Origin of the sequence: Legionella donaldsonii (assembly GCF_900452385.1) — a bacterium.
GTDB classification, from domain to species: domain Bacteria; phylum Pseudomonadota; class Gammaproteobacteria; order Legionellales; family Legionellaceae; genus Tatlockia; species Tatlockia donaldsonii.
The window spans coordinates 1,916,364-1,941,016 of sequence record NZ_UGOA01000001.1 but is presented as its reverse complement, the minus strand read 5'-3'; the positions used below and the strand labels follow the sequence as shown (position 1 = coordinate 1,941,016).

The window sequence follows — 24,653 nt, the reverse complement described above, 5'->3', positions numbered from 1 at the left end:
TTCCTAGTTGTTCGAGCCTATATTGTATCATTATTCCATAATCTTGCTAGTAGTCAGCTAAAATTGCTTTTATTCAGGAGGGCAGACTAAGCAAAATTTTGTTGTGGTAAGCTCCAGATCTTTTGAAACTACTGTCTATCTTTACTTTTTTTCCTCCGGATTATGATAATAAAATTAATGCCTTACTGATTTACTGGTTTTCAATGAAGTCGTTAAGGGGCGGACGATAACTATCGTACCAGAAAAATTATTTTTCTTATCGGATGATTCAACAAAATGATGGTTTAACCATTTGGCATCTTCAATAAACATGCGGATGCAACCGTGGCTGGCTCGATAGCCCGGTATGTCGTCGGAACCGTGCAAGGCGAAACCTTTATGGAAGAACATACAATAAGGCATTCTCGCGCCGCCACGGCCAGCAGGGAATGCATTAGATTTGCAGTGTTCATTTTCCTTACTGAATACTCTAAAGATTCCAGTTAGCGTTCGACAAGAGTTATTGCTGTCAGAACATTTGTCACGCCCTGATGAAATGGGCCCCCATTTTATTAAATGCCCTTGTCTATTGTATGCAGCCCACGCCAATTTCTCTTGATCAACAATAATTTGTGTGTCTTCAGAAGGAGGAATTTTTAACTCAAAGGGGGATATATCAAAGATAGTGGTAGTGGCAAGTGCGCGTGGAACAGCAATGATTTTCCCGGCCCATAAACGATTATAGGTGCGATTTAAACGTTGTACTACGTCTCGTTGTACCGGATCCGGGAACAATTTTTCCCAACTTTGCCCGCTTTGTATTTTAATGCACTGGTATTGAGGGTAATTGCAGAGACCAGTACCATAGTAAGTGGGTATAACTTCTGAAGCTGCTTTAGCTGCGCTGGAAAAGTTAGGTGATAAAGCTAGCAACAGCAATAGGATATGTTTCATAAGGGAATCCTCCAACTATTTTATTCATTATGGAAACGAACAAAATAATTCCTTTATGATTATTAATTTAGCACTTATTCTTTATCTAGCATAGGCATTAAGGTGGTCCAGATATTAGCCAGTATTTTGCTTTGCGCTTGTTGATTGGGGTGTAGCCCATCTTTTTGCATAAAAACCGGATTACCAGCAACACCTTCTAAAAACATGGGTATTAGGGGTATCTTGTATTGTTTGGCTAAATCCCGATAAACCTGCTTAAATTTCTCCAGATAAACAGGCCCATAATTAGGAGGTAACAGGGTGGCAATGAGTAGAACTTTTGCATTTGCTTTCTGGCTTATTTCAATGAGTTGGGCGAGATTGGATTTCATTTGAGTCAAGGACAAGCCTCTTAAACCATCATTGGCTCCTAGTTGTAGAAGTACGAAGGCAGGACGATAGGTCTGTAGGACCTGCGGTAATTTTGCTAAACCATTACTCGTCGTATCACCACTGGTGCTCATATTAACAATCTGATATGGATAATGATTATTTTGTAATTCCTTATTGAGCAAGTTAACCCAGCCTTTTTTTTCATCGATACCATAGCCAGCACTCAAACTGTCACCAAGCACAACAATCGTTTTTGCGTGGATTGGTGCTATGCTAAAAACTAATAGGAATATTGCCAGGATAGCGGATTTCATGAATAGTCAGGATGTTGTCATTAGCTTGGATAAGATCAATTTTATAGTAATGAGTGGCTCTAGTCAGCTGCATATTTTGAAAGATATTAGTTTAGCAATCCAAGCGGGATCTACTATCGCAATTACTGGGGCCTCTGGTTCAGGCAAAACCTCTTTATTGAATATTATGGCCGGTTTAGATGTTCCCACCTCCGGGCAGGTCTATTATGGTTCGCAAGAAATAACGAGATTGAGTGAAGATGAACGAGCTAAATTGCGGGCGAACTACGTCGGATTTATTTTTCAATCTTTTCAATTGCTTACTAATTTAACCGCTCTAGAAAATATTATGTTGCCACTGGAAATTCACCATCGAAAAGATGGCTTATCTTTAGCGACGTACTGGCTTGATAAAGTGGGTTTAAGAGATCGAGGCGAACATTATCCTCTTCAGTTATCGGGTGGTGAGCAGCAGCGAGTTGCTATTGCCAGAGCTTTTGCTTCGGCTCCAGATGTACTGTTTGCTGATGAGCCAACTGGTAACTTGGATAAAAAAACAGGGCAAACAATTATAGATCTGTTATTTGATCTGAACAGGCAACATCAGACAACGCTGGTAATTGTTACGCATGATGAAAGTCTTGCAAAGCGCTGTCAGCTGCATTGGCCTCTTGATGATGGAAAATTGATATGCTGAGGACCCCCTTGACCGTACAATCTGTGTTACGGGATTGGCGAAGTGGTGAGTTGACTCTTTTGTCACTGGCTTTAGTTATTGCTGTGGCTTGTGTGAGCGCGCTAACTATTTTTGCCGGCATGGTGAACCAACAATTAGTGCAACAGGCTTCACAAATGCTGGGCGCAGATTTGGTTGTTAGTAGTAGTGTGCCGATTTCCTCACAGTGGTTTATCAAGGCAAAAGAGCTGGGGTTAAAGCAAACCACTACGTTAACTTTCTTAAGTATGGTGGCTCATAACGAGAATCTGCAACTGGCTCAAATCAAGTCGATTGAAGCGCCTTATCCTTTGTTAGGGGAGTTAAAAATTGCGAATACCCTATCTGGGCAGGCACGCAGCATTTATGAGATACCTGAAAACGGTACAGTTTGGTTAAGTCCCCGCTTATTGCCGTTATTAAATGTTGCGGTAGGTGGTACGTTAACGATTGGAGCCGCGGAGTTTACAGTGGCTGCGTTGTTGATAGAGGAACCTGGTCAGACAGGGGATTGGTTTAACATTTCGCCAAGAATCATCATGAATCAGGTCGATATTCCTAAAACCAAGGTAGTTCAGCCGGGTAGTAATTTAGCTTATCGGTGGTTATTAACTGGCGAGAAAAACAACCTTGAACAGTTGAAATACTATTTAAAAGACAAGTTGACGGAACAGCAGGAATTAGCTGATGGAACCACAAATCTCTCTGTCACTCAAACGATTCAACGTACTTTGGATTATCTTAATTTAGGTACTTTGATGAGTCTGGTATTAGCCGGTGTGGCAATTAGTATGGCCAGTCTTCGATATAGCCAGCGTCATACGCAGCAGGTTGCAATCTTGCGCTGCTTTGGTGCCTCTCAACGCCAGATTATTGCTGTTTATTTAAGTAGTATTCTTTTTTTAGGATTTATCTCCTGCTTGTTGGGTGTTTTTCTGGGTTATGTTTTACAGCCTTTATTGAAGCAATGGCTAAGTGGCTTATTACCACAGTTTAAGGCGTCTTTAACCATCAAACCGGCTTTGCTAAGTATAACTACTGGCATGATCGTCTTATTGTGTTTTTCGTTGATGAATATTTTAAAACTGCGTCATGTGACAGCAGTCACTATTTTACGTAAAGAGAAATTGGCCTGGACCACTGAAACCTGGCTGGGTTATGGCCTGGCTTTTTTATTGCTTGCCGGACTCGCTTATTTTTATACGCAATCCTGGCGCCTCACAGTAAGTGTCCTATACGCCTGTCTTGGATTTATTGCGGTAGTTACAGGTAGTTTATGGCTCATTTTTAATTATTTGACCACGATTAAACATTATATCCATCTTAATTGGCGCTTTGGTTTTGCGAATATTGCGAGAAATCTTGCTAATAGTTCTTTGCAGGTTATTGGTATTGGCTTGGCTTTAACAGCAATCCTGAGTTTATATATTCTCCGGAATGATTTAATTCATAATTGGCAGCAGCAATTATCTGATACTGCGGCTAATTACTTTATCGTTAATATTGAACCTAACCAGGTTGAAGCACTAACTCAATTTTTAGCGAAAAAAAATATTAGGACTTCCAATCTCTATCCCATGGTTAGAGGGCGGGTGATCGCTATTAATGGTCAACCAGTGCAACGACTGTTTGGCGAAAAAATGAAAGAGATTAATGCGTTACAACGAGAAATTAACTTGTCATGGACTTCTGCATTACCCCCCGATAATAAAATTGTCGCGGGAAGTTGGCCCGTTGCTGATAAGGCGGAAAATTGGGTATCTATAGAACAGGGAGTGGCTAATCAGTTGGGTTTAAAACTGCACGATGTTATGACTTTTCGAATTGGAATAACAACTATCTCTACCAAAGTCACTAGTATTCGTACGGTCGAGTGGGCTGCATTTACACCTAACTTTTTTATGTTATTCAGACCAGGTCTTCTTAACGATTTTCCACAAACATACATTGCCAGTATTTATCTGAAAAGCAGCCAGCAAAAAGTGTTAAATGCTCTCGTTACTCAATTCCCTAATGTGACTATCATCGACATTGCAAATATATTAAATAAAATTCATTCTATCTTCGATAATACTAGCAAGGCCATTAATTTTATGGCTTTTTTTGGCGCTTTAGCAGGTTTAATCATTGTGACCTTAGCTATGTTGTCTTTTAGCGGCTTAAAACAGCAAGAAACACAGATTCTTAAAATCTTGGGTATAGGACAGAGACAACTCATTTGGATCCAAAGTAGTGAATCGTTAATCATCGGTTTTTATGCGGGATTATTGGCTGTCACGACCGCAACACTTATCAATCAATACCTGGCGACCTTTATACTGGATATTGCTTTAACTAAGCGCTGGCATTTTTTCATTATCGTACCAATAATGACCGCTTTTTTAACTTTTTTAGTTAACAGTTTGGTGTTGTTGAGCCAATATCAAAAGCAACGATTAACGCGTTTGTATTAAGGCTTGTAAGGCATTACAAAATTGATCGATTTCTTCTTCATTGTTATAATAATGAACAGATGCACGTACTAAAGCGGGTAAATTCCTCGGAGCTAAATCTAAGCGAGCGTATTCTTGCAAGGAAATCGAAACATTAATTTTTTGTTTGCTTAATTCTTGTTGTATGACGCTGGGTATTATTCCTTTACAGGTGAACGTAACGATACCGCATTGATGTTGACCAAGATCGTGTAATGCAAGTGAGGGTAGAGTAGCTAATTGCTGGCGTAATCGTGTTGCGAGATATTGGATCCTTTGCCAAATAACATCAATACCAAGTTCAAGAGCATATTCAATGGCCACGCCCAAACCGATTTTAGCAGCAATATTTTGCTCCCAAGTTTCAAAACGACGCGCATCAGTGCGCAATTGATAGTCATTATCGCTAATCCAGCAAGCGGCATGCAGATCAATAAAAGGAGGTTCGTATTGGGGAAGGACTGAATTACGAGCGTATAAAAAACCAGTTCCACGCGGGCCACGCAAGTATTTGCGACCAGTAGCACACAGAAAATCACAACCAATTGCTTCGACATCAATGGGCATTTGACCAATTGATTGAGTTGTATCCACCAAATAGGGGATTCCTTCTTGCTTAGCAATTTTCCCCACTTCGATAATTGGATTAATAAGACCACCTTGAGTTGGTACATGAGTAATGGCAATTAATTTAATTCGCTTATCAATTTTTTTCTGCAAATCCCCCAAGTCAAGTTGGCCATATTGGTCATTAGCAATGACTTCAATATCGACACCAACCCGTTTTGCCCTATGAAGGAATGCGAGGTAATTACTGGCATACTCACAACATGCAGTAAGAATGCGATCACCCTTTTTAAATTGAAAGCTGTAAAAAGCCATTTCCCACGCCCGGGTGGCATTATCGACAAAGGCGATTTCCTCCGGTTTGCAATGGATTAAACGGGCGGCATTAACATACATTTTTTCGGATTGGGACAAATGAAGTGCGGCTGCTTCATAACCACCAGTGGTCGCTTCTAAATCCAGATGTTCTTTCATTGCGGTTACTACTGCATTGGGAGGTAAAGCTGCTCCTGCATTATTGAAGTGTAGTACCAGTTGGCAACCTGGTGTATCAGCTCGTACTTGATTAATCGCTAAGTCACTCATATTCTTTTATCACGCTTGTTCCTCATGCGAGTAAAATATCATAGCTTTTATTTAAGTGCAGTTTAAAGCAACTTCCTCTATTCAAAATTGTATTCAACGACTTTCTAAGTTGCTCCAAAAGAAGGTAAGTTTTTACTTGGATAATTATGGTAACAGTGTTGCTTAATGAGGGTGGTTAGACGCTTCTCCTGTAGGGTAACTGGAATAAATAGGGAGGAAGAACGTTCTGTTTTTTAGCACCATAAGCTCCCTTCGTTTTGATATCTGAGCAAATGGTTCTTCAAGTCAACTTATAATTTCTGATAGTCCATGAGATATATTTAAACTTTCTAACCTCTAGGTTAAGATGACGATCGTACTGCTATTAAAAAGCGACCTATTTTGGAATATCTATGACTGTTAGTGAATCATTAATTGCTTTTGTCCTCGCGGGCGGACTCCTCACTATTGTACCTGGACTGGATACCGCCTTGGTTTTGAGAACGTCTGCTGCAGAAGGGGCTAAAAAAGCAGGGTTTGCTGCAATTGGTGTCAATATTGGTTGTTTAACCTGGGGAGCTGCTGTTGCGTTTGGTTTGGGTGCACTTATTTCAGCTTCGCAACTGGCCTATGAACTACTCAAGTGGGTGGGAGCATTCTACCTTGCTTGGTTAGGTTTGCAGTTGCTGTTAAGTCCGCGAACAGATTTTTCCGGTGTAACTGGTGTAGGGCAATCGGGGCAAAAAATAAGTGATTTTAGCTGGCTATGGAAAGGATTTTTAGGAAATCTTTTGAATCCGAAAGTGGGTATTTTTTATGTTTCTTTCCTACCGCAATTCATTCCACAGGATATGCCGATTGCTGGTTATACTTTTTTATTAGCGTTGATTCACTCACTACTCGGCATGCTTTGGTTTGCCTTGTTGATTTTAGCAAGTCAGCCACTGACTCGAGGACTAAAAAATCCTAAAGTTATTCAAACATTGGATCGTTTAACAGGTGGTCTTTTCATTGGTTTCGGTCTAAAAATTGCCTTATCGAGCCGTTAATTCTGCAATGTTGGCAGTAGAAAAATTATTGGTTTATACAGGCAAGTTAGTTTTTGTTCAGTTATAATAGTTTTCCTTAAAAAATAAAGGTAAATAAAATGAGTCGTGTTTTTTCATGTCTTTTAATTGTATTTCTGACCTTTGGTTTAGTAGTTAATGAAGCTGCTGCCAAGCGGTTTGGTGGCGGGAGGAGTTTTGGGGTACAACGTTCCCACAGTAGTTTATATAATTCCCATTCTGCACAAACAACCAAATCATTCGGGCAACGTGCCCCTAACAATAAAAGTAAGTGGGGTGGGGTGCTAGGGGGCTTATTGGCGGGTGGATTATTAGCCAGCCTGTTTATGGGCAATGGCTTGGGCAGTGGCTTATTATCCTGGCTCATTGTTGGTTCAATTCTCTTCTTTCTCGTTGGGTTTTTGCGCCGCAAAATGCAGCCTGGTTTTCAATCGACTCAATCGAATGCGTTTAGGCAAGCGTCTCCTTTTAATCAAACGGCTGATGCTTTTAGGAACAATTTTCAAGCACGCGGTAGTTCGTCTGCCTATCCAGCAGGATTTGTGGAGGAATCCTTTTTACGTGATGCCAAAGTCAAGTTCATTCGCTTACAGGCTGCTTATGATCAACAAAATCTCGCTGATCTGACTGCTTTTACGGCGCCTGAAGTCTTCGCTGAAATCAAAATGCAACTTGAGGAGCGTGGTAATGAACCCAATACCACAGACGTTATTAATCTGGATGCCCACTTGCTGGATGTTTCAAACCAGGTTGATTCAATAATGGCAAGTGTACGTTTTACCGGTACTATTAAGGAAAATGGTGAGCTAACCCAGTTAAATGAAATTTGGCATTTCCGTAAGTTCAACAATAATCCTGATTGGGTTGTTGGTGGTATACAACAAGAAGTACTGTAAACACTGACTGCTCCCGCAAACAAGTTGCGGGGGCAGCCTGGTGATCAATAAGTCTGAGTAAACACACGAATCCGATGGCCATCTGGATCAAGGGCTACGAAATTCAGTCCGAAATCCATTGGAGTTGGTGGTTGTATTAGACATAAGTCCTTTTTTTTCCACTCATCATACAAAGTACGAACTTGCTCATCGTCGTTAACGGCAATAGCAAGTTCACTACTGCCACTTGCGGCTGTTACCGCTGGTTTTACATCATCTTTTGACCATAAGCCTAGTTTAACACCAGAGTTTAATACAAACATTGCGAAAGCGGGTGAAGATTCAACAGGTTGTTTATTGAGTAATTTTGTATAAAAGGCAGTACTGATACTGGGCTTGTTGACATAGAGTATTATAAAATTTGGATCCAACATAGGAGTCTCCCTGTTAAAAAGATAGTTTCCTAAAAAATTTAGGCCTTATTCCCGAAGTCATTCAGGTTTATTGATTTTAAGGGACACTACTGCCAAATTCTGTCAGTAGACTTCTTTCGAAATTCTACTGGATTTGGAGCATTGCTTCGTCGATACGATATTCGAATCCACATGTTTTGGCGTCTACACAGCGATTCCGCGCTGTTTCTTCTTGTCGCTGCAGTAGTAATCGTCTTTTATTTATTGAGTAGGAATATTCTCCAGGCATCGCCATTCTTTCAAAAGGGCTTGACGGCGACGTTGATAGCGAATTGAAGTGAGGTTAAGACCGGTAATTCTATCGATGCGGAAATGACGAAATTGTTGCCTTAATTCACACCAGGCAATGACTATCCGTGTTTGTTCGAAAAATCCCATTGCAAAAGGCCAGATGGTACGTTCAGTTTCGTTTTCTTGGACATCTTTGTAGCGAATTACAAGTTTACGTTCATTACGTATAGCTTGCCTGATAAGCGCTTGTTCTTGATCCCCTCCCATAATGGCTTGTCCTGGGCCAATAAGCAGAGAAGAGGCATCAAGTTTGTTGCGTAAATCAACAGGTAATACGGCAGCAATTTTTGCGATGGCATCACGGGAAGCTGCTCCCAACCAGGAGTCGGCACGTTTTGCTACCCAGCGCGAGCCAAGAACGAGTGCTTCAATTTCTTCTTCAGAAAACATCAAAGGAGGAAGCATATAGCAAGGGTTTAGAAGATAGCCAAGCCCTGGTTCACCCTCTATTTGGGCTCCTTGCATCTGCAGTGTGGCAATATCACGATAGAGAGTACGAAGGCTGATGCCTAATTCTTCAGCAAGGGTTGCTCCCCGTATTGGATATCGATTACGTCTTAAAATTTGTAAGAGGGCAAGCAGGCGTTCAGTACGAGTCAATTTATAGTTCCCTAAATGGTTAGTTAGAACAATGCTGTCATATTTTGGCAGCAATTATCATAGCATGGTAAATAAGGCGTAGAAGCGCTAACCCACAATTTATTGGTTCAGATGAATTTTTCAGGTGGACAATTTGGAATAGTACATTTAGTTACTGTTACTTCGTCTCTATAGTAATGACTTCCCTCTCTGCTGGCTTTTGTAGATTAAAGTCACGCTATGTTAAAGTATCAGCCTTCATGAGCGAACAGGAGTATTGAAGGTGATGCAAAAGCTTTTTTCTTATGGGACCCTGCAATTGGAATCCGTTCAAATCGCTACTTTTTCCCGTTTATTAAAAGGGACTAAAGATAGTTTGCAAGGTTATGTGCTCAAAGATCTGCAAATTACCGATCCTTATGTTATCGAAGTGAGTGGCCAGGCCGTGCATCAAATTCTGTTAGCAACACAAAATGAAGCTGATAGCGTAGAGGGAATGGTGTTTGACTTAACTGAGACTGAATTGCATAAAGCAGATGAATACGAAGTAGATGATTATGTTCGTGTGAAGATTCAATTAACTTCTGGTATAGAAGCGTGGGTTTATGCACATCGCTCGACTCTTTAGGCTATTAATATCTGAGGGTTTACCCTTAGGGCCTGGAATTATTTAAATTTTTGACTTAATTAAGTTAACCCAGTTTCCTGAATGGTAAGTACCTTGGTTCCCAAAATAGCTCTTGAATCAATTTTTCCAAATCAGCCTGCTGATTAATTTGGGCCAATCCTTCGTCTATTGCAGTTTGGGCAACAGCAACGGCGATGTGTTTAGCGACTGTCTGCGCATCATCAAGAGAGGGGAGGAGGGGTAGAAAACTGTCTTTTTTACTTGGCGCGTGTTCGCTTAAAATTTCTGCGGCTGCCCAAATCATGCCTTTGGATAATCTTGATGCCCTTACTGCTAAAATACCAAGGCCGATTCCTGGGAATACCAACGCATTATTACACTGAGCAATTTGTAATAAACGGTTTTGATATTCAATTGCCGGGAAGGCGGTGCCTGTGGCAATTAACGCTTTACCTTGGCTCCAGGTGAGAATATCAGTAGGCTGTGCCTCACATTTTTCATCCGGATTAGAAAGAGGAAAAATGATTGGTCTTTCGCACGTATTAGACATGATCTCGATGATATCTTGTGAAAATGAACCAGGTTGAGCTGAGCAACCAATAAGAATCGTTGGTTTAATTTGACGGACTGTATCGGTAAGAGAAAGTTGTTGTTTGCCCTGAATTTCCCAAGAGGCTATTTCGGTTGACTGCCGTGCATAGGGTTTTTGTGCTTCAGTTAGCTCCAGATCACTGTCGATTAAAAGGCCTTGGCGATCAATTAGCCAAAAGCGTCTATACGCTTCCTCTACCTTTAAGCCACGCCTTACCATTGCATCAACAATTTGATCACTAATTCCTGTTCCGGCGGAGCCTGCACCAAAGACAACAATACGATGATCTTCTAGCTTAATGCCACTAACGTCACAAGCAGCCAGTAAGGCTGCCAAGGTGACTGCTCCTGTACCTTGGATATCATCATTGAAGGTGCATAACTCATCTTGAAATTTATCTAAAATACGTCGGGCATTTCCACGACCAAAATCCTCCCAATGTAAAAAGGCGTGAGGGAAATGTTGGCGGATAGCATTCACAAAGGTAAGAATGAAAGCATCATATTGCTCTGTGTCAATACGAGGATGCTGACAACCTAAATAAAGAGGATCATTAAGTAATTCCTGATTATTTGTTCCTACATCTAGAAAAACAGGCAGTGTTCTGGTGGGATCTATTCCACCGCAAAGACTATAAACCATTAGTTTGGCAACTGGGATATCCATACCGCCAATGCCCTGATCGCCAATACCGAGTACACCTTCTCCATCGGTGACAACGATTAGATCAATTTCTGGATTAGAACGATTGTTGATAATGTCTTCGATTTGGTTTTTATCTGAATGGGCAATGTATAAACCTCGTGGTTGGCGATATTCATGACTGAAGCGTTTAACAGCAGTACCAACAATCGGTGTATAAATCGTAGGTAGCATTTCCCCCAAATGACGGCTAATTAGCTTATAAAACAGTATCTGGTTTTTATCGTGTAAATTATTAAGATAAATGTTTTGTTGCAAACGTGAGGTATAGCTTGAGTATTGTAAGTAGGCGCGCTTTACTTGTTCATCAAGGGTTTCAACACGATGCGGTAGTTTTCCTAACAACCCAAAGGCATGTCGCTCTTCCTGGGTAAAAGCAGTACTTTTGTTAAGTTGCGGTATAGTCAGTAAGGGTTTGCCGCAAATGGAAGTTTCGATAAACTGCTCGCCAGTCTGCTCGTCGCGTACTATTTTGAAATCTAGCATGGTTGTTATTTTCAGATAAAATTTAGTGCGCATACAATAGCCAATCAAGGGCATTTATTCAATGCAACAATGCGATTTGCCCAAAACTATGATAAAATGTCACGACTTTATTCATAATTCATCTAAAAATCTGGATGAATAGTCTAGCTGGATAGCTTACTTTTGAGTGCATGGACGTGCTTACTTCACACATCGGTCATAATGGGGGTAGATCTTCATGGTGAGATGTAGTCTAACCATGAGAGGAAATACCAATGACTTTTGCAAATTTGCAATTAGCTGAACCTTTGCTGCGAGCAATCCGTGAACAAGGCTATGAAGCCCCTTCTCCTATTCAGGCACAAGCAATACCTGCCGTATTGCGTGGTGATGATTTATTAGCTTCAGCGCAAACCGGAACGGGAAAAACCGCTGGTTTTACTTTGCCTATTTTACATCGATTGGCCCAAAAAACACGGGCACGGAATAATTGCGCTCTGGTTTTGATACTTACCCCGACTCGAGAGTTAGCCGCGCAGGTTCATGAAAGTGTGATGCTCTATGGTAAATATGTAGGTTTACGTTCCGCCGTTGTTTTTGGCGGTGTTAAAATTAATCCTCAAATGATGAAATTGCGCTCCGGTGTTGAAATTCTGGTAGCGACTCCTGGACGTTTACTGGATCTTTATAAACAAAATGCTATTCGTTTCGAACAAATTGAAACCTTGGTTTTAGATGAAGCAGATCGAATGCTCGATATGGGCTTCATTCATGATATTAAGAAAATCCTTTCTTATTTGCCGCGTACACGCCAGAATTTATTATTTTCAGCAACCTTTTCTGATGAAATTCGCAAACTGGCTAAAGAGTTATTAATCAATCCGGTTGAAATTGATGTTGCCCCTCGTAACACTGCAGCTTCCAAGGTTGTACAGCTGGTGCATCCTGTAGATAAAGCTCGCAAAACTGCCTTACTCAGTCATCTAATTCGTGATAAAGAATGGCAACAAGCACTTGTTTTTTCTCGTACTAAACATGGTGCCAATAAGCTGGTAAAACTTTTGGCACAGGATAATATTAAAGCGTTGGCTATTCATGGGAATAAAAGCCAATCTCAACGTACGAATGCGTTGAATGAATTTAAAGCAGGGAAAGTACCTATTTTGGTGGCGACAGATATTGCCGCTAGAGGAATAGATATTGATCAATTACCTTTGGTCATTAACTTTGATTTACCCCAGGTTGCTGAGGATTATGTGCATCGTATTGGGCGTACTGGCCGAGCTGGGGCGTCAGGTCAGGCCATTTCATTGGTCTGTGCTGATGAATTCAAGCAGTTACATGATATTGAGAAACTAATTAAAAGACGTATTGAGAGGGTTGAGGTCGATGACTTTGAGCCTAACCATTCTTTACCTGCAACGCCTAATCCGGCGACTGCGGCAATTAAGAAGAAAATAGCTCACCAAGGCAAAGTAGCGAAATCACAATCGGGGATAAATGGGACATTCACCCCTAAACATGGCAACACTGCTGCTCATAAATACAAAAGCAAATCGGTTGCAGCCTCCAAAACAAAGAGCAGGTAACGCCTCACGTTAGCATAGCGTTAGTTATTTACAAATGATAACATCGATAACTTTGTAGAAACATCAAGAGGTTGTAATGAGAAAATTGTGGGTTTTGGTTTGTACAGCTTCCATCGCTTTGGCTGCTTGCTCAACCCGGGATGAACAGTATTATCGCTTGAATCCGCAAGCATTACAGCAGGCAATTAAAGATTGCCCCCATAAACAACCAGCGCAGATAAGCTGTCAGCAATTAGCCGCTATTAACAGCTCTGTTTATGAATTAGTTTACCAGATCCAAATTAACCCCCAGGAGTTTGGTAAGCAAATATTGTCTATACAGCAAGAGTTGGCAAAACAGCGTATTGTACTCAAGAAAAACCCTAATCAGCCTGAACTAAGAAAAATGATTGAAGAGAATGAGCAGCGCTTGGCTGAACGCTTGGCAATTGTCAGATGGTTAGAGTCACCAGAGAGTTAATTAATGAGAATTTTAGTAAGTAATGATGACGGTGTGCATTCATCAGGAATTCGTGCTTTAGCTAATGAAATGTCAACTATCGGGGATGTTATCGTTGTAGCTCCCGAGAGAAATCGTAGTGGTGCAAGTAACTCCTTGACTTTGACCAGGCCTTTGCGTGTCAAACAATTGGACAATGGGCATTATAGCGTAGAAGGGACTCCGACTGATTGTGTGCATTTGGCTCTTACTGGTTTTCTAGATCCAAATGCTGACATCGTGGTTTCTGGTATTAATGAGGGTGCTAATCTCGGTGATGATATTCTTTATTCAGGGACTGTGGCTGCAGCAATGGAAGGGAGATATCTTGGTTTACCAGCCATCGCTTTTTCTATGGTCGGCGATAATATTCAGTACTATGATACTGGTGCAGCAATTGCTCGGCAATTGGTGTTAAAAATGCGGGCAAATATGTTGCCGTCTCAAACTATCCTCAACGTTAATATCCCGGATTTACCATTGGATAAAATTAAGGGAATAGAAGTGACTCGTCTGGGGACACGCCATGGTGCTGAACCCATTGTTAAAGAATATGATCCACGCGGCCGCCCCATTTATTGGGTTGGTCCTCCCGGTTTAGAGGCTGATGCAGGTCCAGGTACAGATTTTTATGCGATTAATCAAAATTGCGTATCTATTACACCGTTACATCTTGATATGACGCATTATAAGGTGTTTGAACAATTATCGGCGTTGATTGATGAGATTAGTTGGACTTCATGACTTGCAGTTTTTGTTGTTATGGTAACAAAAAGATTGGGAATATGAGCCAAAATTAGTATTACGAACAAAGCGCATTTCTCTGCGCTAATATTAATAGGGGCTTATGTTTTATAAAATGGTTATTCTGAGAAAATAAATATGTACAAATTGTGCGTATTCTTATCGGCGCTTCTTCTTACTGGTTGTGGATCAAGATCTGATTTAGCACCTGTGGTGGAGTTAAAGTGGCAACCGCAAAATCCGAATCAAACTACTCACAGAGTACTGCGTGGCGAAACGCTCTATGCAGTCGCTTTTCGCTATGACCAAGATTACCGGCAGCTTGCCGCATTAAACCATTTACATAGTCCTTATGCCTTGCGCGTAGGTCAAATTATTCGCTTACAGGGGGCTTCACGAACACCGGCAAGACATTATTATCATGCCAAAACCAAACCAGTGTATACGGCAAGAAATATCCCTTCAGCAAGGCCTGTTAGCCCTTCGTATCAAGCTTCTTGGGCAAGACCTGGTCGTTACCAATCCTGGTTGTGGCCCGTGAACGGCCGAGTTGCCACTCAATTTATTCCGCAACAAGGCAAAAAGGGCATAGATATTGCAGGAATGAAAGGAGAGAAAATAAGAGCTTCATCCGGTGGGGTTGTTGCTTATGCTGGAAGCGGACTTTCAGGTTATGGAAACTTGATTATTATTAAACATAATAACCAATTTCTAACGGCATACGGCAATAATTTACGTAATATGGTTCACGAAGGCCAACAAGTTAAAGCTGGCCAGGTTATTGCCGAAATGGGAGTTATAGATAGACGGTTTTGGGGTGTGCATTTTGAAATCAGAAGGGCAGGAAAACCTGTTAATCCTTTGAATTATCTGCAAAAAGGTTAACAAGAAATTGGTTCTATTAACCATGCTTAGTGCGAAGATGGTGTTTTTTTCTTAAAAGATATAAACACGATAGGTGATATCATGCAAGCAGATGACGAATCAACAAAAGAAGAGGTAACTCCCGAAGAGGAATGGGATGAATCTCCTGATGACGCGTTGCTCTCTGATGATACGGGTATCGACGTTGAAAACGCCGAAGATATTGAAGAGCATTTGCCTGATTTTAGTGATGAAGAAGCGTTTCCCAGCTTTCAGCGCGGTAGACATGCTGCCAAGGTTATGGATGCGACGCAAATTTATTTGGGTGAAATTGGTTTTTCTCCTTTACTTTCTGCGGAAGAAGAAGTTCATTATGCAAAGCTGGCTCTTAAAGGCGATGCAGCCGCTCGTAAAAAGATGATTGAATCTAATTTGCGCCTAGTGGTTAAAATAGCGCGTCGTTACCTGAATCGCGGTTTGCCGCTTCTTGATCTTATCGAGGAGGGAAATCTCGGTTTGATGAAATCAGTTGAGAAGTTTGATCCTGATAGGGGCTTTCGCTTCTCGACCTATGCTACCTGGTGGATTAGGCAAACTATCGAGCGTGCAATAATGAATCAAACTCGCACAATACGTTTACCAATTCATGTTGTTAAAGAACTTAATATTTATTTGCGTGCAGCACGCCAACTGACACAAAAACTTGATCATGAACCATCGGCAGAAGAGATTGCTGAAATGGTTGATAAACCGCTTGAGGATGTTGAAAAATTGCTTGGTTTAAATGATAAAGTTGCATCAGTGGACACGCCGATTGGTTACGATGAAAACAAATCGTTGCTTGATACTATTGCTGACGAAAATAGTATGAATCCGGCAGAGCTTTTAACCGATGAGAATTTACGTAACCATATTGAATCGTTATTAGATAAACTCACGGAAAACCAGCAACAAGTGATTGCTAGACGTTTTGGTCTACGTGGTTTTGAAAAGGCAACACTTGAAGATGTCGGTAAGGAAATTGATTTAACTCGAGAGCGTGTCAGACAAATCCAGGTCGAGGCTTTAAAAACCTTGAGAGGGCTTTTAGAGCGCGTAGGTTTGACCCAGGAAGATTTATTTTAAGTCATGTAAAAAGGCGAGCCCAGAGCTAGGGGACATTGGTGGAGGCGGCTCCCAAGCCCTGCCAACAGCTTGTGTAATCTAATTGTCTGCTCGGGTGAGCCAACGCTTTTTTACTAATTAGCCAGGGAGCTTTTGTTTCAAACATGAAGGCCAGGGTATTTTGATAACGCGTTGGAACTAGTTCTTCTTGAATAGTCTTTTGATAGGTCTCTGTATCAGGTCCATGTGCTGTCATGCAGTTATGAATACTTATACCGCCCGGTAGAAATCCTTCTGTTTTTGCATCGTACTCGCCGTGAATCAATCCCATGAACTCATTCATAACATTACGATGAAAATAAGGCGGCCTAAAAGTATGTTCTGCTACCATCCATCGCGGTGGGAATATAACAAAATCAAGATTTGCTACACCAACTATTTCGCTTTCTGAGGTTAAAACAGTAAAAATGGAGGGATCAGGGTGATCAAAACTAACGGTATTAATTGTGTTAAACAAGGATAAATCATAAATGTAGGGGGCATAGTTTCCATGCCAGGCAACTACATTGAGTGGAGAATGATTGCTTTTGGCCACCCAAAATTGTTGTTGATACTTACAAATTAAAGTGGTTTCGTCATTATAATTTTCATAAGAGGCTTGTGGATAAAGGAAATGACGTGGATTAGCAAGGCTGTTTGCTCCAAGAGGACCCAATGGTGGTAAACCCAGTGGCGTCCCAGCATTTTCACAAAGATAGCCACAAGCCAGAGGGCATATGAGTTCAACCTTAAATTTTACTCCGCGCGGTATAACAGCTATTTTTCCAGGAGCAATCGCAAGACGTCCAAACTCTGTATAAAGTATTATCTCGCCTAAGTAAGGTACTAGAAGCATTTCGCCATCATAATTACTAAAATAGCGAGTCTGCATTGATTGACTGCATTGATAGAGGTAGGCATTAGTGGATTGATTACCGGCAATGTGAAATAAGCTATCAACGAAATCTCTATTATCAGTAGGGGCTTCAAACGGTGACCAGCGGAAAGGATTGGGTGCTTGTAGTTTCGCGTAATTGGCTGTTGCGGCATGCTCATAAGGTTGGTAATCCTCATGGACCACAGATGGAATGGTACGATAAAGCCAACTGCGGGAGTTAACATGCCTGGGTCTTGTAAAGGCGGTACCGCTTAATTGTTCGGCATATAAACCAAATTGACAGTGTTGAGGGGAGTTCTGTTCTTTAGGTAAAGCGCCTGGTATAGCTTCGCTTTGATGGTGGTTACCAAATCCTGCCAAATACACCGTTTATCTCCCTCGTAAATTTAACGCCATTAGCATAGCTTGAAAGAGTGAAAAATGTCGAGACTGATTATCGGGTCTGTGGACATTTCTGTAATCCTCGCCGAAAAACGTTGATTTCCTGTGCTTCGCTACTCAGTTCCCTCATGTAAATTATGCTGGGATGCTTGTAAATCAACGTTTCTCGACTCAAGCTAGCGAAATGTCAACAGAGCCTGGTCTAATCACCGTTCTTTTTAGGTTACTGACGATGTATAATCCATGTTATTTAATGTAAGCTCGTCTTAGAAAATGACATTATTTTTCGGGATGAGCGGGTATTTGATTGAGGTATATTTATGGCTGGACATAGTAAATGGGCTAATATTAAGTTTCGCAAAGGTGCACAAGATGCCAAACGCGGAAAAATTTTCACCAAGCTTATTCGCGAAATTTCGGTTGCTGCACGTGCAGGTGGTGGTGATGAAACGGCGAATCCACGATTACGCGATGCTGTAACAAAAGCACTAAAAGCCAATATGAAGCGCGATACGATCGACAACGCTATTAAGCGTGGTGTAGGTGGTTTAGATGGTGATAATATGATTGAAATGCGCTATGAAGGGTATGGTCCCGGTGGTGTTGCAATCTTGGTGGATTGTTTATCTGACAATAAAAATCGTACTGTCTCTGAAGTAAGACATGCTTTTACCAAACATGGTGGTAATTTGGGAACCGATGGCTCAGTGGCTTATCTGTTTAATAAGCAAGGTGAGATTCTTCTGGCCGCCGGACAAGCGGAAGAAGATGCAATGGAAGTTGCTATAGAATCGGGTGCTGAAGACGTGGTAATCGAAGAAGGCCAGCTTGAAATAATTACTCCTGCAGATAAATATCACACTGTCTTAACCGCGATTCAACAGTCAGGTTATGATGTTGAGCAGTCACATTTAACGATGCGGGCTCAAACAATGATTCCTTTGGATAAAGAATCAGCGGAGAGTTTACTCAAATTAATCGATATGTTAGAAGATTTGGACGATGTGCAGGAGGTTCATAGTAATGCTGAGTTTCCTGAATCACTTTTTGAAACCTCGGTCTGATGAGTATTATTTTAGGGATTGATCCTGGTTCACGTATTACTGGATATGGCATCATTCGAGAAGAAAAGCGCAAAATTTTTTATGTGGATAGCGGTTGCATTAGAACTTCAGATGGTGAATTGAGCCAAAAATTGTTGCAAATTTTTAATGGTATTTGCCAATTGATGGACGAGTATGCTCCTGATGAGGTTGCCATAGAGCAGGTTTTTATGCATCAAAATCCCAATTCAGCACTAAAATTGGGACATGCTAGAGGGGTAGCCATGGTTGCTGCTGCCTCCCATCGTGTTAGTGTGAGTGAGTATTCTGCTCGTGAGATTAAACAGGCGGTAGTAGGTTATGGTGCTGCCCAGAAAGAACAAGTAAAACATATGGTCGTAACTTTGCTCATGCTTAATAGCCCACCTCAGAATGATGCTGCTGATGCGTTGGCTATCGCAATTTGTCACAGCCACATGCGGCATGGGCTATCCGGTTTACAACGATCACGGCCGAGCACAAGGAGACGTTTGCGATGATAGGCTGGTTAAGTGGGCAGGTTGTTGATAAGCATCAACCCGGTAAATTGGTTGTTGATGTCAACGGAGTAGGCTACGACGTAGAAACTTCCTTACAAACTTTTTTTCAACTTGAATCACAGCGCGGGTTGATAAATTTACATATTCATACAATCGTTCGAGAAGATGCTTTATTGCTTTTTGGTTTTTTGGATAAAGAGGAGCGAGCATTATTCAGGGCTTTAATTAAAGTGAATGGTGTGGGTCCTAAACTAGCCATGGCTATTCTTTCAAGTATTACGCCCGCTGAATTTATTCAATGTATTACCCAACAGAATACGGTAGTTCTTACTAAATTACCTGGTATTGGTAAAAAAACAGCCGAACGCCTGGTGATTGAAATGAAAGATAGTGTGAAACAGTTTAACAGCATGGATTCTAACCAATTATCGCAGAAACTATCGATTAACCGTGAGCAGGATGAAGCAATCAGTGCATTGGAAGCATTGGGATATAAGCAACAAGAGGCTGTTAAAGCGATCAATAAAATTGATGATGGAAATAAAACCTGTGAGCAATTGATTCGTCAGGCGCTGCAGCTATTAGCAAGCCGATAACAGCTTGCTTTATTACTATGAATCGGTAGAATCTGCCCGCAGTCGATTACTTAGATAATCGATGAACATCTGGGCTGAGTTCCTGTTTTTAATTCAATCAAGATTATAAACATTCATTCATGCTTTGTCGTTTCAACACAATTGATTGTTATTTGATATAACTCCGGACGAGTTGTGGTAAACCAATCTTTTATATTGGTTTTTAAAAACCGGAAATTAATAAATGAAAAATGCTTCTCTTCTTGGGAGTCTAATTGCTGGATTATCAAACACGGTAACCAGCAAAAAGGACGCATTAAAAAATTATGGTAAAAAGACTATTCATCCTACAGCCCAGGTTATTCAGTGCAAGAAACTAAGTTCTCTCTTACAAGAATTAGAACTTGATCAAGATTTAAGAGCAAAGATCATGGAAAAAGCCAAAAACTCCAAGGTAGGAGATGATTTTTCTCGGGCAATAAAGATTTTGTCTTGCTTAAAAGCACATGGTTTAAAGGGTTACAGTGCAAATGAGTTCCTAAAGGGAGCTCATTTTAAAATAAAAGATGGTGGCACTCTATATCGGGAGCTTGCCAAAATTGAGGGAGCTCAAGTCAGATTTTCATCTCATTTTGCAAGCACCAAGGTTGGTAAAGAGATGGGGATTAATTGCGGACGCATACTTCCTGAAGTGTTGTTTTTACAATCTACACAAGTGCAAGGTTCTAATTTTAGTCATTTTCAGGCTGAGGCATCCCCCTGGCGAATGGATAAGAGTAGGCCCTGGGCTTTATTACCAAACCGCGAAACATTGCAAACATCTGAACATCTCACTGACTCCGCTTATTATTTTATTAACAAAAAAATTTCTGAATGGTTAAGTAAACCGGTACTAAATTTAGGGCCTTACGGATGGTCTATACATGATGATGCAAATCCTATCACAAGCTATGATTATGCAGGGCCAACTGATATGGAAGATCTTGGTGATCTTGATGAACTGGCCAATGCACTTACTCATCCTGTGGGTGATGTCCTTGATGAAATTGAGGATAATGAATTTAAGCCAACTATGAGCTAAAGAAATATTAGTTTAAGACGGTGATTTTTTGGTGGTGTAGAGTCGTTTTATGCATCAAGAGGTTGACATGGTTTCTAAAGATAAAATAGTGAGCTTAATTGCGGCAATAATTAAGAATCCTCATAAAATAGAAAGTTCTGTAGTAAAAGAAAAAGTCTCGGCGTTCGTGAAGGAACTGTATTTTGAATGTACAAAGGGAAAGGCATTACCAATAAATATTTCTTTATCATTACATAATACAAATAGTTTAATACATTATGTATCGCAATTAATAACTTACAGAGCCGCTCTAGGTGAAGTTGGTGCACAACAAAAATTATTTAACGAAATATATGAGCAATTTATTGATCGAAGTGAATTTTTTAAGAAGGGTTTGCAAAAAGGGAATCCTTTTGTTTTACGTGCCTATTTAGTTCACATTCATCATTTAGCAAAAAAAGATGGGTTAAGCGAAAAACAAAAATTAGCGTTGGTTAGCTTACTTGAAAATAGTCAACACTACATTGAAGCGATGGATTCCACCTCTTGCGGCAGATTCAAATTGTTGATTGATGGTTATGCTAAATACCAAACGGCATTTTTACTTAACTCGCTCGCACCCAAGGATAAGACCGGAATATTGGTGGATAATGTAAGCAAACTGTACTTTTCTGCTCTAAAATCATTGGAAATGGTTAGTTTGGGCAGTGATAACTCTATCGCGTTGTATGCTGATGAAGAAATGTATCCAGAATTTCCTTTCGCTGATAGTAGTGAGTTGATTGATACGATCAGGAGTGAAATTCAAGAAATCCCGGTAAATACTCTTCGCTAAAAATCAATTTACACTAGAACAGGGTAGCGAGTTTGTTTTCAAGTTAACCTTGTTGGGATGATGCTCCATTTGGAATGGGGAAGTAGACCCGCACGATTAAACCTGTACCTTCTGCAGGAGAGTCTAGTTCTACCCGTCCACCATGCAGATCGGTAATTTGCCTTACAATAGCTAAGCCCAAACCACTACCAGGGCTTTTATTTCCCAAGACACGGAAGAAGCGCTCAAAGACCCGGTTTTGCAGCTCACTCGGTATTCCCGGGCCATTATCACGTACCTCCAGAACTAATTCCTGCTCTTTGCTATAAACGCGAACAGATACTTTACCATTTTCCTTACAATAACGAATAGCATTGTCAACTAAATTACGGATAAGAATGCTCAGCGCTGTAAGATTTCCTGCAAAAACAGGGGTTTGCTCGTCGTGTTCAAACTCAAGTTCTATTTGTTTCTCTACAGCACTTGGTGCCAACATCGCTAAAACTTCACGGGTTATCTTGACTAAATTGACCTCATCGATATCGTTGATATTGGTTGCTTCAGGAACCAGTTTACTCATAGTTAACAGCTGTTGAACAATATGAGTGCTACGGTTAACACTAGCAATTAATTTTTGTAAGGCTAAATTCTTTTCATCCATATCACTGGTATTTAAAGCAACCTGAGCTTGCGCTTTAAGAGCAGCAAGCGGTGTGCGCAATTCGTGAGCTGCATCTGCAGCAAAGCGTTTTTCCCGCTCAAACCCTTCCTTGAGGCGATAAAATAATTTATTCAATTCATCAATAACCGGCTTAATCTCTTCGGGAACTTCTTGCAAGTCTACTGGTTCTAAGTGGGTAGGTGCGCGGTTTGCAACTTCTTGTGCTACACGATCAAGGCTGTCCAAACCACGACCGATAATAATCCAGATAAGCAGTCCTGATAAGGGGAAGGTGAGCAACATGATATATAGATCATCTTGTGCAATGCGATGGCCTAACTCATTACGAGTATCATAACGTTCTGCCAGAACAGTACGTACACCAGCTTTTTCGTTATAGGTAGTAAAGACACGCCATTTTTGATCACCTAGCATTTTATCGCTAAAACCATCAATTTCAGCAATTAATGGGATTTTAGGGGCTGTTGATGAGTGGAGCAAGAGTTTGCCGCCATTAGTCCATACTTGAAAATTAAATTTATCGAGATAATTTTTTGGGGGTAAATCATTTAAAAAACGTCGCTGATAATAATTATCGATTTTTTGAGGGATGATCTCCAGTGCATCTTGAATTTTAGTCAGTGGGCGTTGGTGTAAGTCATCACCTAATAAGGCTTGATAGGAGAGTGCTGACATCGCCATTAAGGTATCAAGATGCTCTTGAATATCTTTTTGATCGAGATAGTAGTTACCTATCGCAGTCAGAGTTGTAGTAATTGTGATGGCTAATAATAAATTAATTAGCAAAAACTTACGAATAGAAGATTTCACAATACTTAATTACTCTCGTTTTTCTCGACCATGTAACCAACGCCACGAATGGTTCGAATAAAATTAGCATTGAGTTTCTTACGCAAATTGTGGATGTGAACTTCAAGGGCGTTAGAATCCACATCTTCATCCCAACCATAAATACTCTGCATTAATTGTTCACGTGACAGTACCTGACCACTATTTTCGAGTAATTTTTGCAAGAGAGAAAATTCGCGGCGCGGAACATTGACAATAACATCATCAACATAAACAGAGTGCGCTGCTGGATCGAGGGTAATATTACGATATTGCAAGACCGCATCAGCACGTCCTTGGGAGCGTCGAACCAAGGCTCGAACTCGGGCACTTAATTCATTTAAATCAAAAGGTTTTGTCATATAATCATCGGCACCCGCATCAAGACCTTTTACTCTGTCTTCTACTGATTCTCGGGCAGTCAGGATAATAACAGGTGTTCTGTTATCATCATGACGAATAGCTTGAAGAAAGGCGAGTCCAGACAGTCTGGGTAGACCCAGATCCAGAATAATTAACTCGAAGGATTCAGACTTGACAGCAGCCCGAGCAGCTTCCCCATCTTTTAGCCAATCTACAATATAGCCAAATTGAGTTAAGCCGGCTTTAACTGCATCCCCAAGTAATTCATCGTCTTCAACAAGTAGCAATCTCATTGCCGCTCCTAATGTTAAGGCATGCCCTTAATGGGAATCGCCTGAGGGTTGTTGTTCTATTAAATGCCTGGTTAAGTAAATTGCTTGCAAAAAAACAAAAATCAGAGTGAATCCTGCGCCACCAAATAGTTTAAAGTTAACCCAAACATCTGTACTATAAAAGTAAGCAACATAGAGATTTAAGCCACCCATTACAACAAAAAACGCAGCCCACGCATAATTTAAACGATACCAGATTTTTTGCGGTAAGCTAATATTTCCATCCATCATTTTTTGAATAAGTGGTTTTTTGCCAATAAAGGAGGTGCCGAGAAACACTAAGGAGGTCAGCCAATAAATCCCAGTTGGTTTCCATTTTATAAACCATGGATTATGAAAAAATAAAGTCGCGCCACCTAAAATAAAAATAAGTGCCAGGCTGATTAAGTGCATTTTTTCATAACGCTGATGTTTCAGGCGGTAAAAAGCAACTTGAATAAGCGCCGCCCCCATCGCGATAGCAGTAGCATTATAAATTCCGAATAATTTATAACTAATAAAAAAAATCAAAATCGGGAAAAAATCAAAGAGTAATTTCATGGTGTTTTTGTTAATTTCCAACATTCCAATAAGTATAACACAGGATTTGTAACTCTCATGCACCTCTAACTTTGTTGTATTTATTTGTAATTAACCTTCTCTGGAGAGACAGAGCCTTAGCTTTGCTGATTGACACTCTCCTTTATCACGACAAAAGTCGAAAAAGAGATCTCAGTGTTGTACTTGCTGGAAC

25 protein-coding genes are annotated in these 24,653 nt (G+C 40.7%); 15 read left to right on the top strand and 10 right to left on the bottom strand.

The annotated features are described in order from the left end of the window. Window positions 1-174: 174 nt before the first annotated feature. Window positions 175-933: a L,D-transpeptidase gene (locus DYC89_RS08910; RefSeq protein WP_115221467.1), complete on the bottom strand. Its 759-nt coding sequence runs from the start codon at window positions 931-933 to the stop codon at window positions 175-177. 74 nt (window positions 934-1,007) lie between these two features. Further along, window positions 1,008-1,619 carry an arylesterase gene (locus DYC89_RS08905; protein WP_115221466.1) on the bottom strand — a complete coding sequence of 204 codons (612 nt, stop codon included), beginning with the start codon at window positions 1,617-1,619 and terminating at the stop codon, window positions 1,008-1,010. On the opposite strand from DYC89_RS08905, the gene DYC89_RS08900 reads away from it, so the two are divergent. Together DYC89_RS08900 and DYC89_RS08895 are read left to right on the top strand one after the other, a co-directional pair. Next, on the top strand, window positions 1,618-2,295 hold the full coding sequence (locus DYC89_RS08900) for an ABC transporter ATP-binding protein (protein ID WP_115221465.1): 678 nt from the start codon (window positions 1,618-1,620) through the stop codon (window positions 2,293-2,295). The two genes, DYC89_RS08905 and DYC89_RS08900, sit on opposite strands and share 2 nt — an antisense overlap. Next, complete coding sequence (locus tag DYC89_RS08895; protein WP_115221464.1) at window positions 2,289-4,766, top strand: ABC transporter permease; 2,478 nt, start codon at window positions 2,289-2,291, stop codon at window positions 4,764-4,766. Before DYC89_RS08900 ends, DYC89_RS08895 begins: the two co-directional genes overlap by 7 nt. Here the strand turns inward: DYC89_RS08895 and DYC89_RS08890 are convergent. Next, complete coding sequence (locus tag DYC89_RS08890; protein ID WP_115221463.1) at window positions 4,749-5,936, bottom strand: aminotransferase class V-fold PLP-dependent enzyme; 1,188 nt, start codon at window positions 5,934-5,936, stop codon at window positions 4,749-4,751. The genes DYC89_RS08895 and DYC89_RS08890 overlap by 18 nt on opposite strands. A 392-nt stretch (window positions 5,937-6,328) precedes the next feature. On the opposite strand from DYC89_RS08890, the gene DYC89_RS08885 reads away from it, so the two are divergent. Further along, entirely contained in the window at window positions 6,329-6,964 is a 636-nt protein-coding gene (locus tag DYC89_RS08885) for a LysE family translocator (protein ID WP_115221462.1), read from the top strand. Window positions 6,965-7,062: 98 nt separating this feature from the next. After that, on the top strand, window positions 7,063-7,878 hold the full coding sequence (locus DYC89_RS08880) for a Tim44 domain-containing protein (RefSeq protein ID WP_115221461.1): 816 nt from the start codon (window positions 7,063-7,065) through the stop codon (window positions 7,876-7,878). A 44-nt stretch (window positions 7,879-7,922) separates the two neighbouring features. On the opposite strand, the gene DYC89_RS08875 is transcribed toward DYC89_RS08880, so the two are convergent. Continuing rightward, entirely contained in the window at window positions 7,923-8,291 is a 369-nt protein-coding gene (locus DYC89_RS08875; RefSeq protein ID WP_115221460.1) for a VOC family protein, read from the bottom strand. 240 nt (window positions 8,292-8,531) lie between these two features. Further along, window positions 8,532-9,221 carry a helix-turn-helix transcriptional regulator gene (locus DYC89_RS08870; RefSeq protein ID WP_115221459.1) on the bottom strand — a complete coding sequence of 230 codons (690 nt, stop codon included), beginning with the start codon at window positions 9,219-9,221 and terminating at the stop codon, window positions 8,532-8,534. A 265-nt stretch (window positions 9,222-9,486) separates the two neighbouring features. On the opposite strand from DYC89_RS08870, the gene DYC89_RS08865 reads away from it, so the two are divergent. After that, window positions 9,487-9,828 (top strand): gamma-glutamylcyclotransferase family protein, encoded by a 342-nt coding sequence (locus DYC89_RS08865; RefSeq protein WP_115221458.1) that lies wholly within the window; start codon window positions 9,487-9,489, stop codon window positions 9,826-9,828. A gap of 64 nt (window positions 9,829-9,892) precedes the next feature. On the opposite strand, the gene DYC89_RS08860 is transcribed toward DYC89_RS08865, so the two are convergent. Then, entirely contained in the window at window positions 9,893-11,608 is a 1,716-nt protein-coding gene (locus tag DYC89_RS08860) for an NAD-dependent malic enzyme (protein WP_115222713.1), read from the bottom strand. Between the two features lie 254 nt (window positions 11,609-11,862). On the opposite strand from DYC89_RS08860, the gene DYC89_RS08855 reads away from it, so the two are divergent. From DYC89_RS08855 to rpoS, 5 genes are all read left to right on the top strand, one after another. Beyond that, the gene (locus DYC89_RS08855) at window positions 11,863-13,176 is read left to right on the top strand and encodes a DEAD/DEAH box helicase (RefSeq protein ID WP_115221457.1); all 1,314 of its coding nucleotides are present in this window, start codon (window positions 11,863-11,865) and stop codon (window positions 13,174-13,176) included. A 76-nt stretch (window positions 13,177-13,252) separates the two neighbouring features. Beyond that, a complete protein-coding gene (locus tag DYC89_RS08850) occupies window positions 13,253-13,636 on the top strand; it encodes a hypothetical protein (RefSeq protein WP_115221456.1) in 384 nt (127 codons plus the stop codon). Between the two features lie 3 nt (window positions 13,637-13,639). Beyond that, on the top strand, window positions 13,640-14,398 hold the full coding sequence (gene surE, locus DYC89_RS08845) for a 5'/3'-nucleotidase SurE (protein WP_115221455.1): 759 nt from the start codon (window positions 13,640-13,642) through the stop codon (window positions 14,396-14,398). A 138-nt stretch (window positions 14,399-14,536) separates the two neighbouring features. Then, window positions 14,537-15,283 (top strand): peptidoglycan DD-metalloendopeptidase family protein, encoded by a 747-nt coding sequence (locus DYC89_RS08840; RefSeq protein WP_181879361.1) that lies wholly within the window; start codon window positions 14,537-14,539, stop codon window positions 15,281-15,283. A gap of 81 nt (window positions 15,284-15,364) precedes the next feature. Beyond that, window positions 15,365-16,387, top strand: coding sequence for an RNA polymerase sigma factor RpoS (gene rpoS / locus DYC89_RS08835; RefSeq protein ID WP_115221454.1), 1,023 nt, complete (start codon window positions 15,365-15,367; stop codon window positions 16,385-16,387). Between the two features lie 25 nt (window positions 16,388-16,412). On the opposite strand, the gene hmgA is transcribed toward rpoS, so the two are convergent. Next, on the bottom strand, window positions 16,413-17,669 hold the full coding sequence (gene hmgA / locus DYC89_RS08830; RefSeq protein WP_115221453.1) for a homogentisate 1,2-dioxygenase: 1,257 nt from the start codon (window positions 17,667-17,669) through the stop codon (window positions 16,413-16,415). 335 nt (window positions 17,670-18,004) lie between these two features. On the opposite strand from hmgA, the gene DYC89_RS08825 reads away from it, so the two are divergent. The 5 genes from DYC89_RS08825 (at window position 18,005) to DYC89_RS08805 (ending at window position 21,736) form a co-directional block, all read left to right on the top strand. Next, on the top strand, window positions 18,005-18,748 hold the full coding sequence (locus DYC89_RS08825; protein WP_115221452.1) for a YebC/PmpR family DNA-binding transcriptional regulator: 744 nt from the start codon (window positions 18,005-18,007) through the stop codon (window positions 18,746-18,748). Further along, window positions 18,748-19,266, top strand: a complete 519-nt coding sequence (gene ruvC, locus DYC89_RS08820; RefSeq protein ID WP_115221451.1) for a crossover junction endodeoxyribonuclease RuvC — start codon at window positions 18,748-18,750, stop codon at window positions 19,264-19,266. Before DYC89_RS08825 ends, ruvC begins: the two co-directional genes overlap by 1 nt. Continuing rightward, a complete protein-coding gene (ruvA, locus tag DYC89_RS08815) occupies window positions 19,263-19,862 on the top strand; it encodes a Holliday junction branch migration protein RuvA (RefSeq protein ID WP_115221450.1) in 600 nt (199 codons plus the stop codon). The genes ruvC and ruvA overlap by 4 nt, the downstream gene beginning before the upstream one ends. 223 nt (window positions 19,863-20,085) lie before the next feature. After that, on the top strand, window positions 20,086-20,922 hold the full coding sequence (locus DYC89_RS08810; protein WP_115221449.1) for a hypothetical protein: 837 nt from the start codon (window positions 20,086-20,088) through the stop codon (window positions 20,920-20,922). A gap of 67 nt (window positions 20,923-20,989) precedes the next feature. After that, window positions 20,990-21,736: a hypothetical protein gene (locus DYC89_RS08805; protein ID WP_147285497.1), complete on the top strand. Its 747-nt coding sequence runs from the start codon at window positions 20,990-20,992 to the stop codon at window positions 21,734-21,736. Between the two features lie 43 nt (window positions 21,737-21,779). On the opposite strand, the gene DYC89_RS08800 is transcribed toward DYC89_RS08805, so the two are convergent. Genes DYC89_RS08800 through DYC89_RS08790 form a run of 3 tightly spaced genes read right to left on the bottom strand, consistent with a single transcriptional unit; the run spans window position 21,780 to window position 24,460 of the window. Then, complete coding sequence (locus tag DYC89_RS08800; RefSeq protein ID WP_115221447.1) at window positions 21,780-23,207, bottom strand: ATP-binding protein; 1,428 nt, start codon at window positions 23,205-23,207, stop codon at window positions 21,780-21,782. A gap of 5 nt (window positions 23,208-23,212) precedes the next feature. Continuing rightward, on the bottom strand, window positions 23,213-23,881 hold the full coding sequence (locus tag DYC89_RS08795; protein ID WP_115175030.1) for a response regulator: 669 nt from the start codon (window positions 23,879-23,881) through the stop codon (window positions 23,213-23,215). Between the two features lie 27 nt (window positions 23,882-23,908). Continuing rightward, window positions 23,909-24,460, bottom strand: a complete 552-nt coding sequence (locus tag DYC89_RS08790) for a septation protein A (protein ID WP_115222711.1) — start codon at window positions 24,458-24,460, stop codon at window positions 23,909-23,911. Between the last annotated feature and the right edge of the window lie 193 nt (window positions 24,461-24,653).

Bases quoted from the DNA above. Each gene is read 5' to 3' on its own strand.
- DYC89_RS08875 (WP_115221460.1), bottom strand. From the start codon at position 8,291: ATGTTGGATCCAAATTTTATAATACTCTATGTCAACAAGCCCAGTATC.
- DYC89_RS08885 (WP_115221462.1), top strand. From the start codon at position 6,329: ATGACTGTTAGTGAATCATTAATTGCTTTTGTCCTCGCGGGCGGACTC.
- DYC89_RS08900 (WP_115221465.1), top strand. From the start codon at position 1,618: ATGAATAGTCAGGATGTTGTCATTAGCTTGGATAAGATCAATTTTATA.
- DYC89_RS08895 (WP_115221464.1), top strand. From the start codon at position 2,289: ATGCTGAGGACCCCCTTGACCGTACAATCTGTGTTACGGGATTGGCGA.
- DYC89_RS08880 (WP_115221461.1), top strand. From the start codon at position 7,063: ATGAGTCGTGTTTTTTCATGTCTTTTAATTGTATTTCTGACCTTTGGT.
- rpoS (WP_115221454.1), top strand. From the start codon at position 15,365: ATGCAAGCAGATGACGAATCAACAAAAGAAGAGGTAACTCCCGAAGAG.
- DYC89_RS08905 (WP_115221466.1), bottom strand. From the start codon at position 1,619: ATGAAATCCGCTATCCTGGCAATATTCCTATTAGTTTTTAGCATAGCA.
- DYC89_RS08795 (WP_115175030.1), bottom strand. From the start codon at position 23,881: ATGAGATTGCTACTTGTTGAAGACGATGAATTACTTGGGGATGCAGTT.
- DYC89_RS08805 (WP_147285497.1), top strand. From the start codon at position 20,990: ATGGTTTCTAAAGATAAAATAGTGAGCTTAATTGCGGCAATAATTAAG.
- DYC89_RS08860 (WP_115222713.1), bottom strand. From the start codon at position 11,608: ATGCTAGATTTCAAAATAGTACGCGACGAGCAGACTGGCGAGCAGTTT.
- DYC89_RS08840 (WP_181879361.1), top strand. From the start codon at position 14,537: ATGTACAAATTGTGCGTATTCTTATCGGCGCTTCTTCTTACTGGTTGT.
- DYC89_RS08890 (WP_115221463.1), bottom strand. From the start codon at position 5,936: ATGAGTGACTTAGCGATTAATCAAGTACGAGCTGATACACCAGGTTGC.
- DYC89_RS08910 (WP_115221467.1), bottom strand. From the start codon at position 933: ATGAAACATATCCTATTGCTGTTGCTAGCTTTATCACCTAACTTTTCC.
- DYC89_RS08790 (WP_115222711.1), bottom strand. From the start codon at position 24,460: ATGAAATTACTCTTTGATTTTTTCCCGATTTTGATTTTTTTTATTAGT.
- DYC89_RS08850 (WP_115221456.1), top strand. From the start codon at position 13,253: ATGAGAAAATTGTGGGTTTTGGTTTGTACAGCTTCCATCGCTTTGGCT.
- ruvA (WP_115221450.1), top strand. From the start codon at position 19,263: ATGATAGGCTGGTTAAGTGGGCAGGTTGTTGATAAGCATCAACCCGGT.
- surE (WP_115221455.1), top strand. From the start codon at position 13,640: ATGAGAATTTTAGTAAGTAATGATGACGGTGTGCATTCATCAGGAATT.
- DYC89_RS08865 (WP_115221458.1), top strand. From the start codon at position 9,487: ATGCAAAAGCTTTTTTCTTATGGGACCCTGCAATTGGAATCCGTTCAA.
- DYC89_RS08855 (WP_115221457.1), top strand. From the start codon at position 11,863: ATGACTTTTGCAAATTTGCAATTAGCTGAACCTTTGCTGCGAGCAATC.
- DYC89_RS08810 (WP_115221449.1), top strand. From the start codon at position 20,086: ATGAAAAATGCTTCTCTTCTTGGGAGTCTAATTGCTGGATTATCAAAC.
- ruvC (WP_115221451.1), top strand. From the start codon at position 18,748: ATGAGTATTATTTTAGGGATTGATCCTGGTTCACGTATTACTGGATAT.
- DYC89_RS08825 (WP_115221452.1), top strand. From the start codon at position 18,005: ATGGCTGGACATAGTAAATGGGCTAATATTAAGTTTCGCAAAGGTGCA.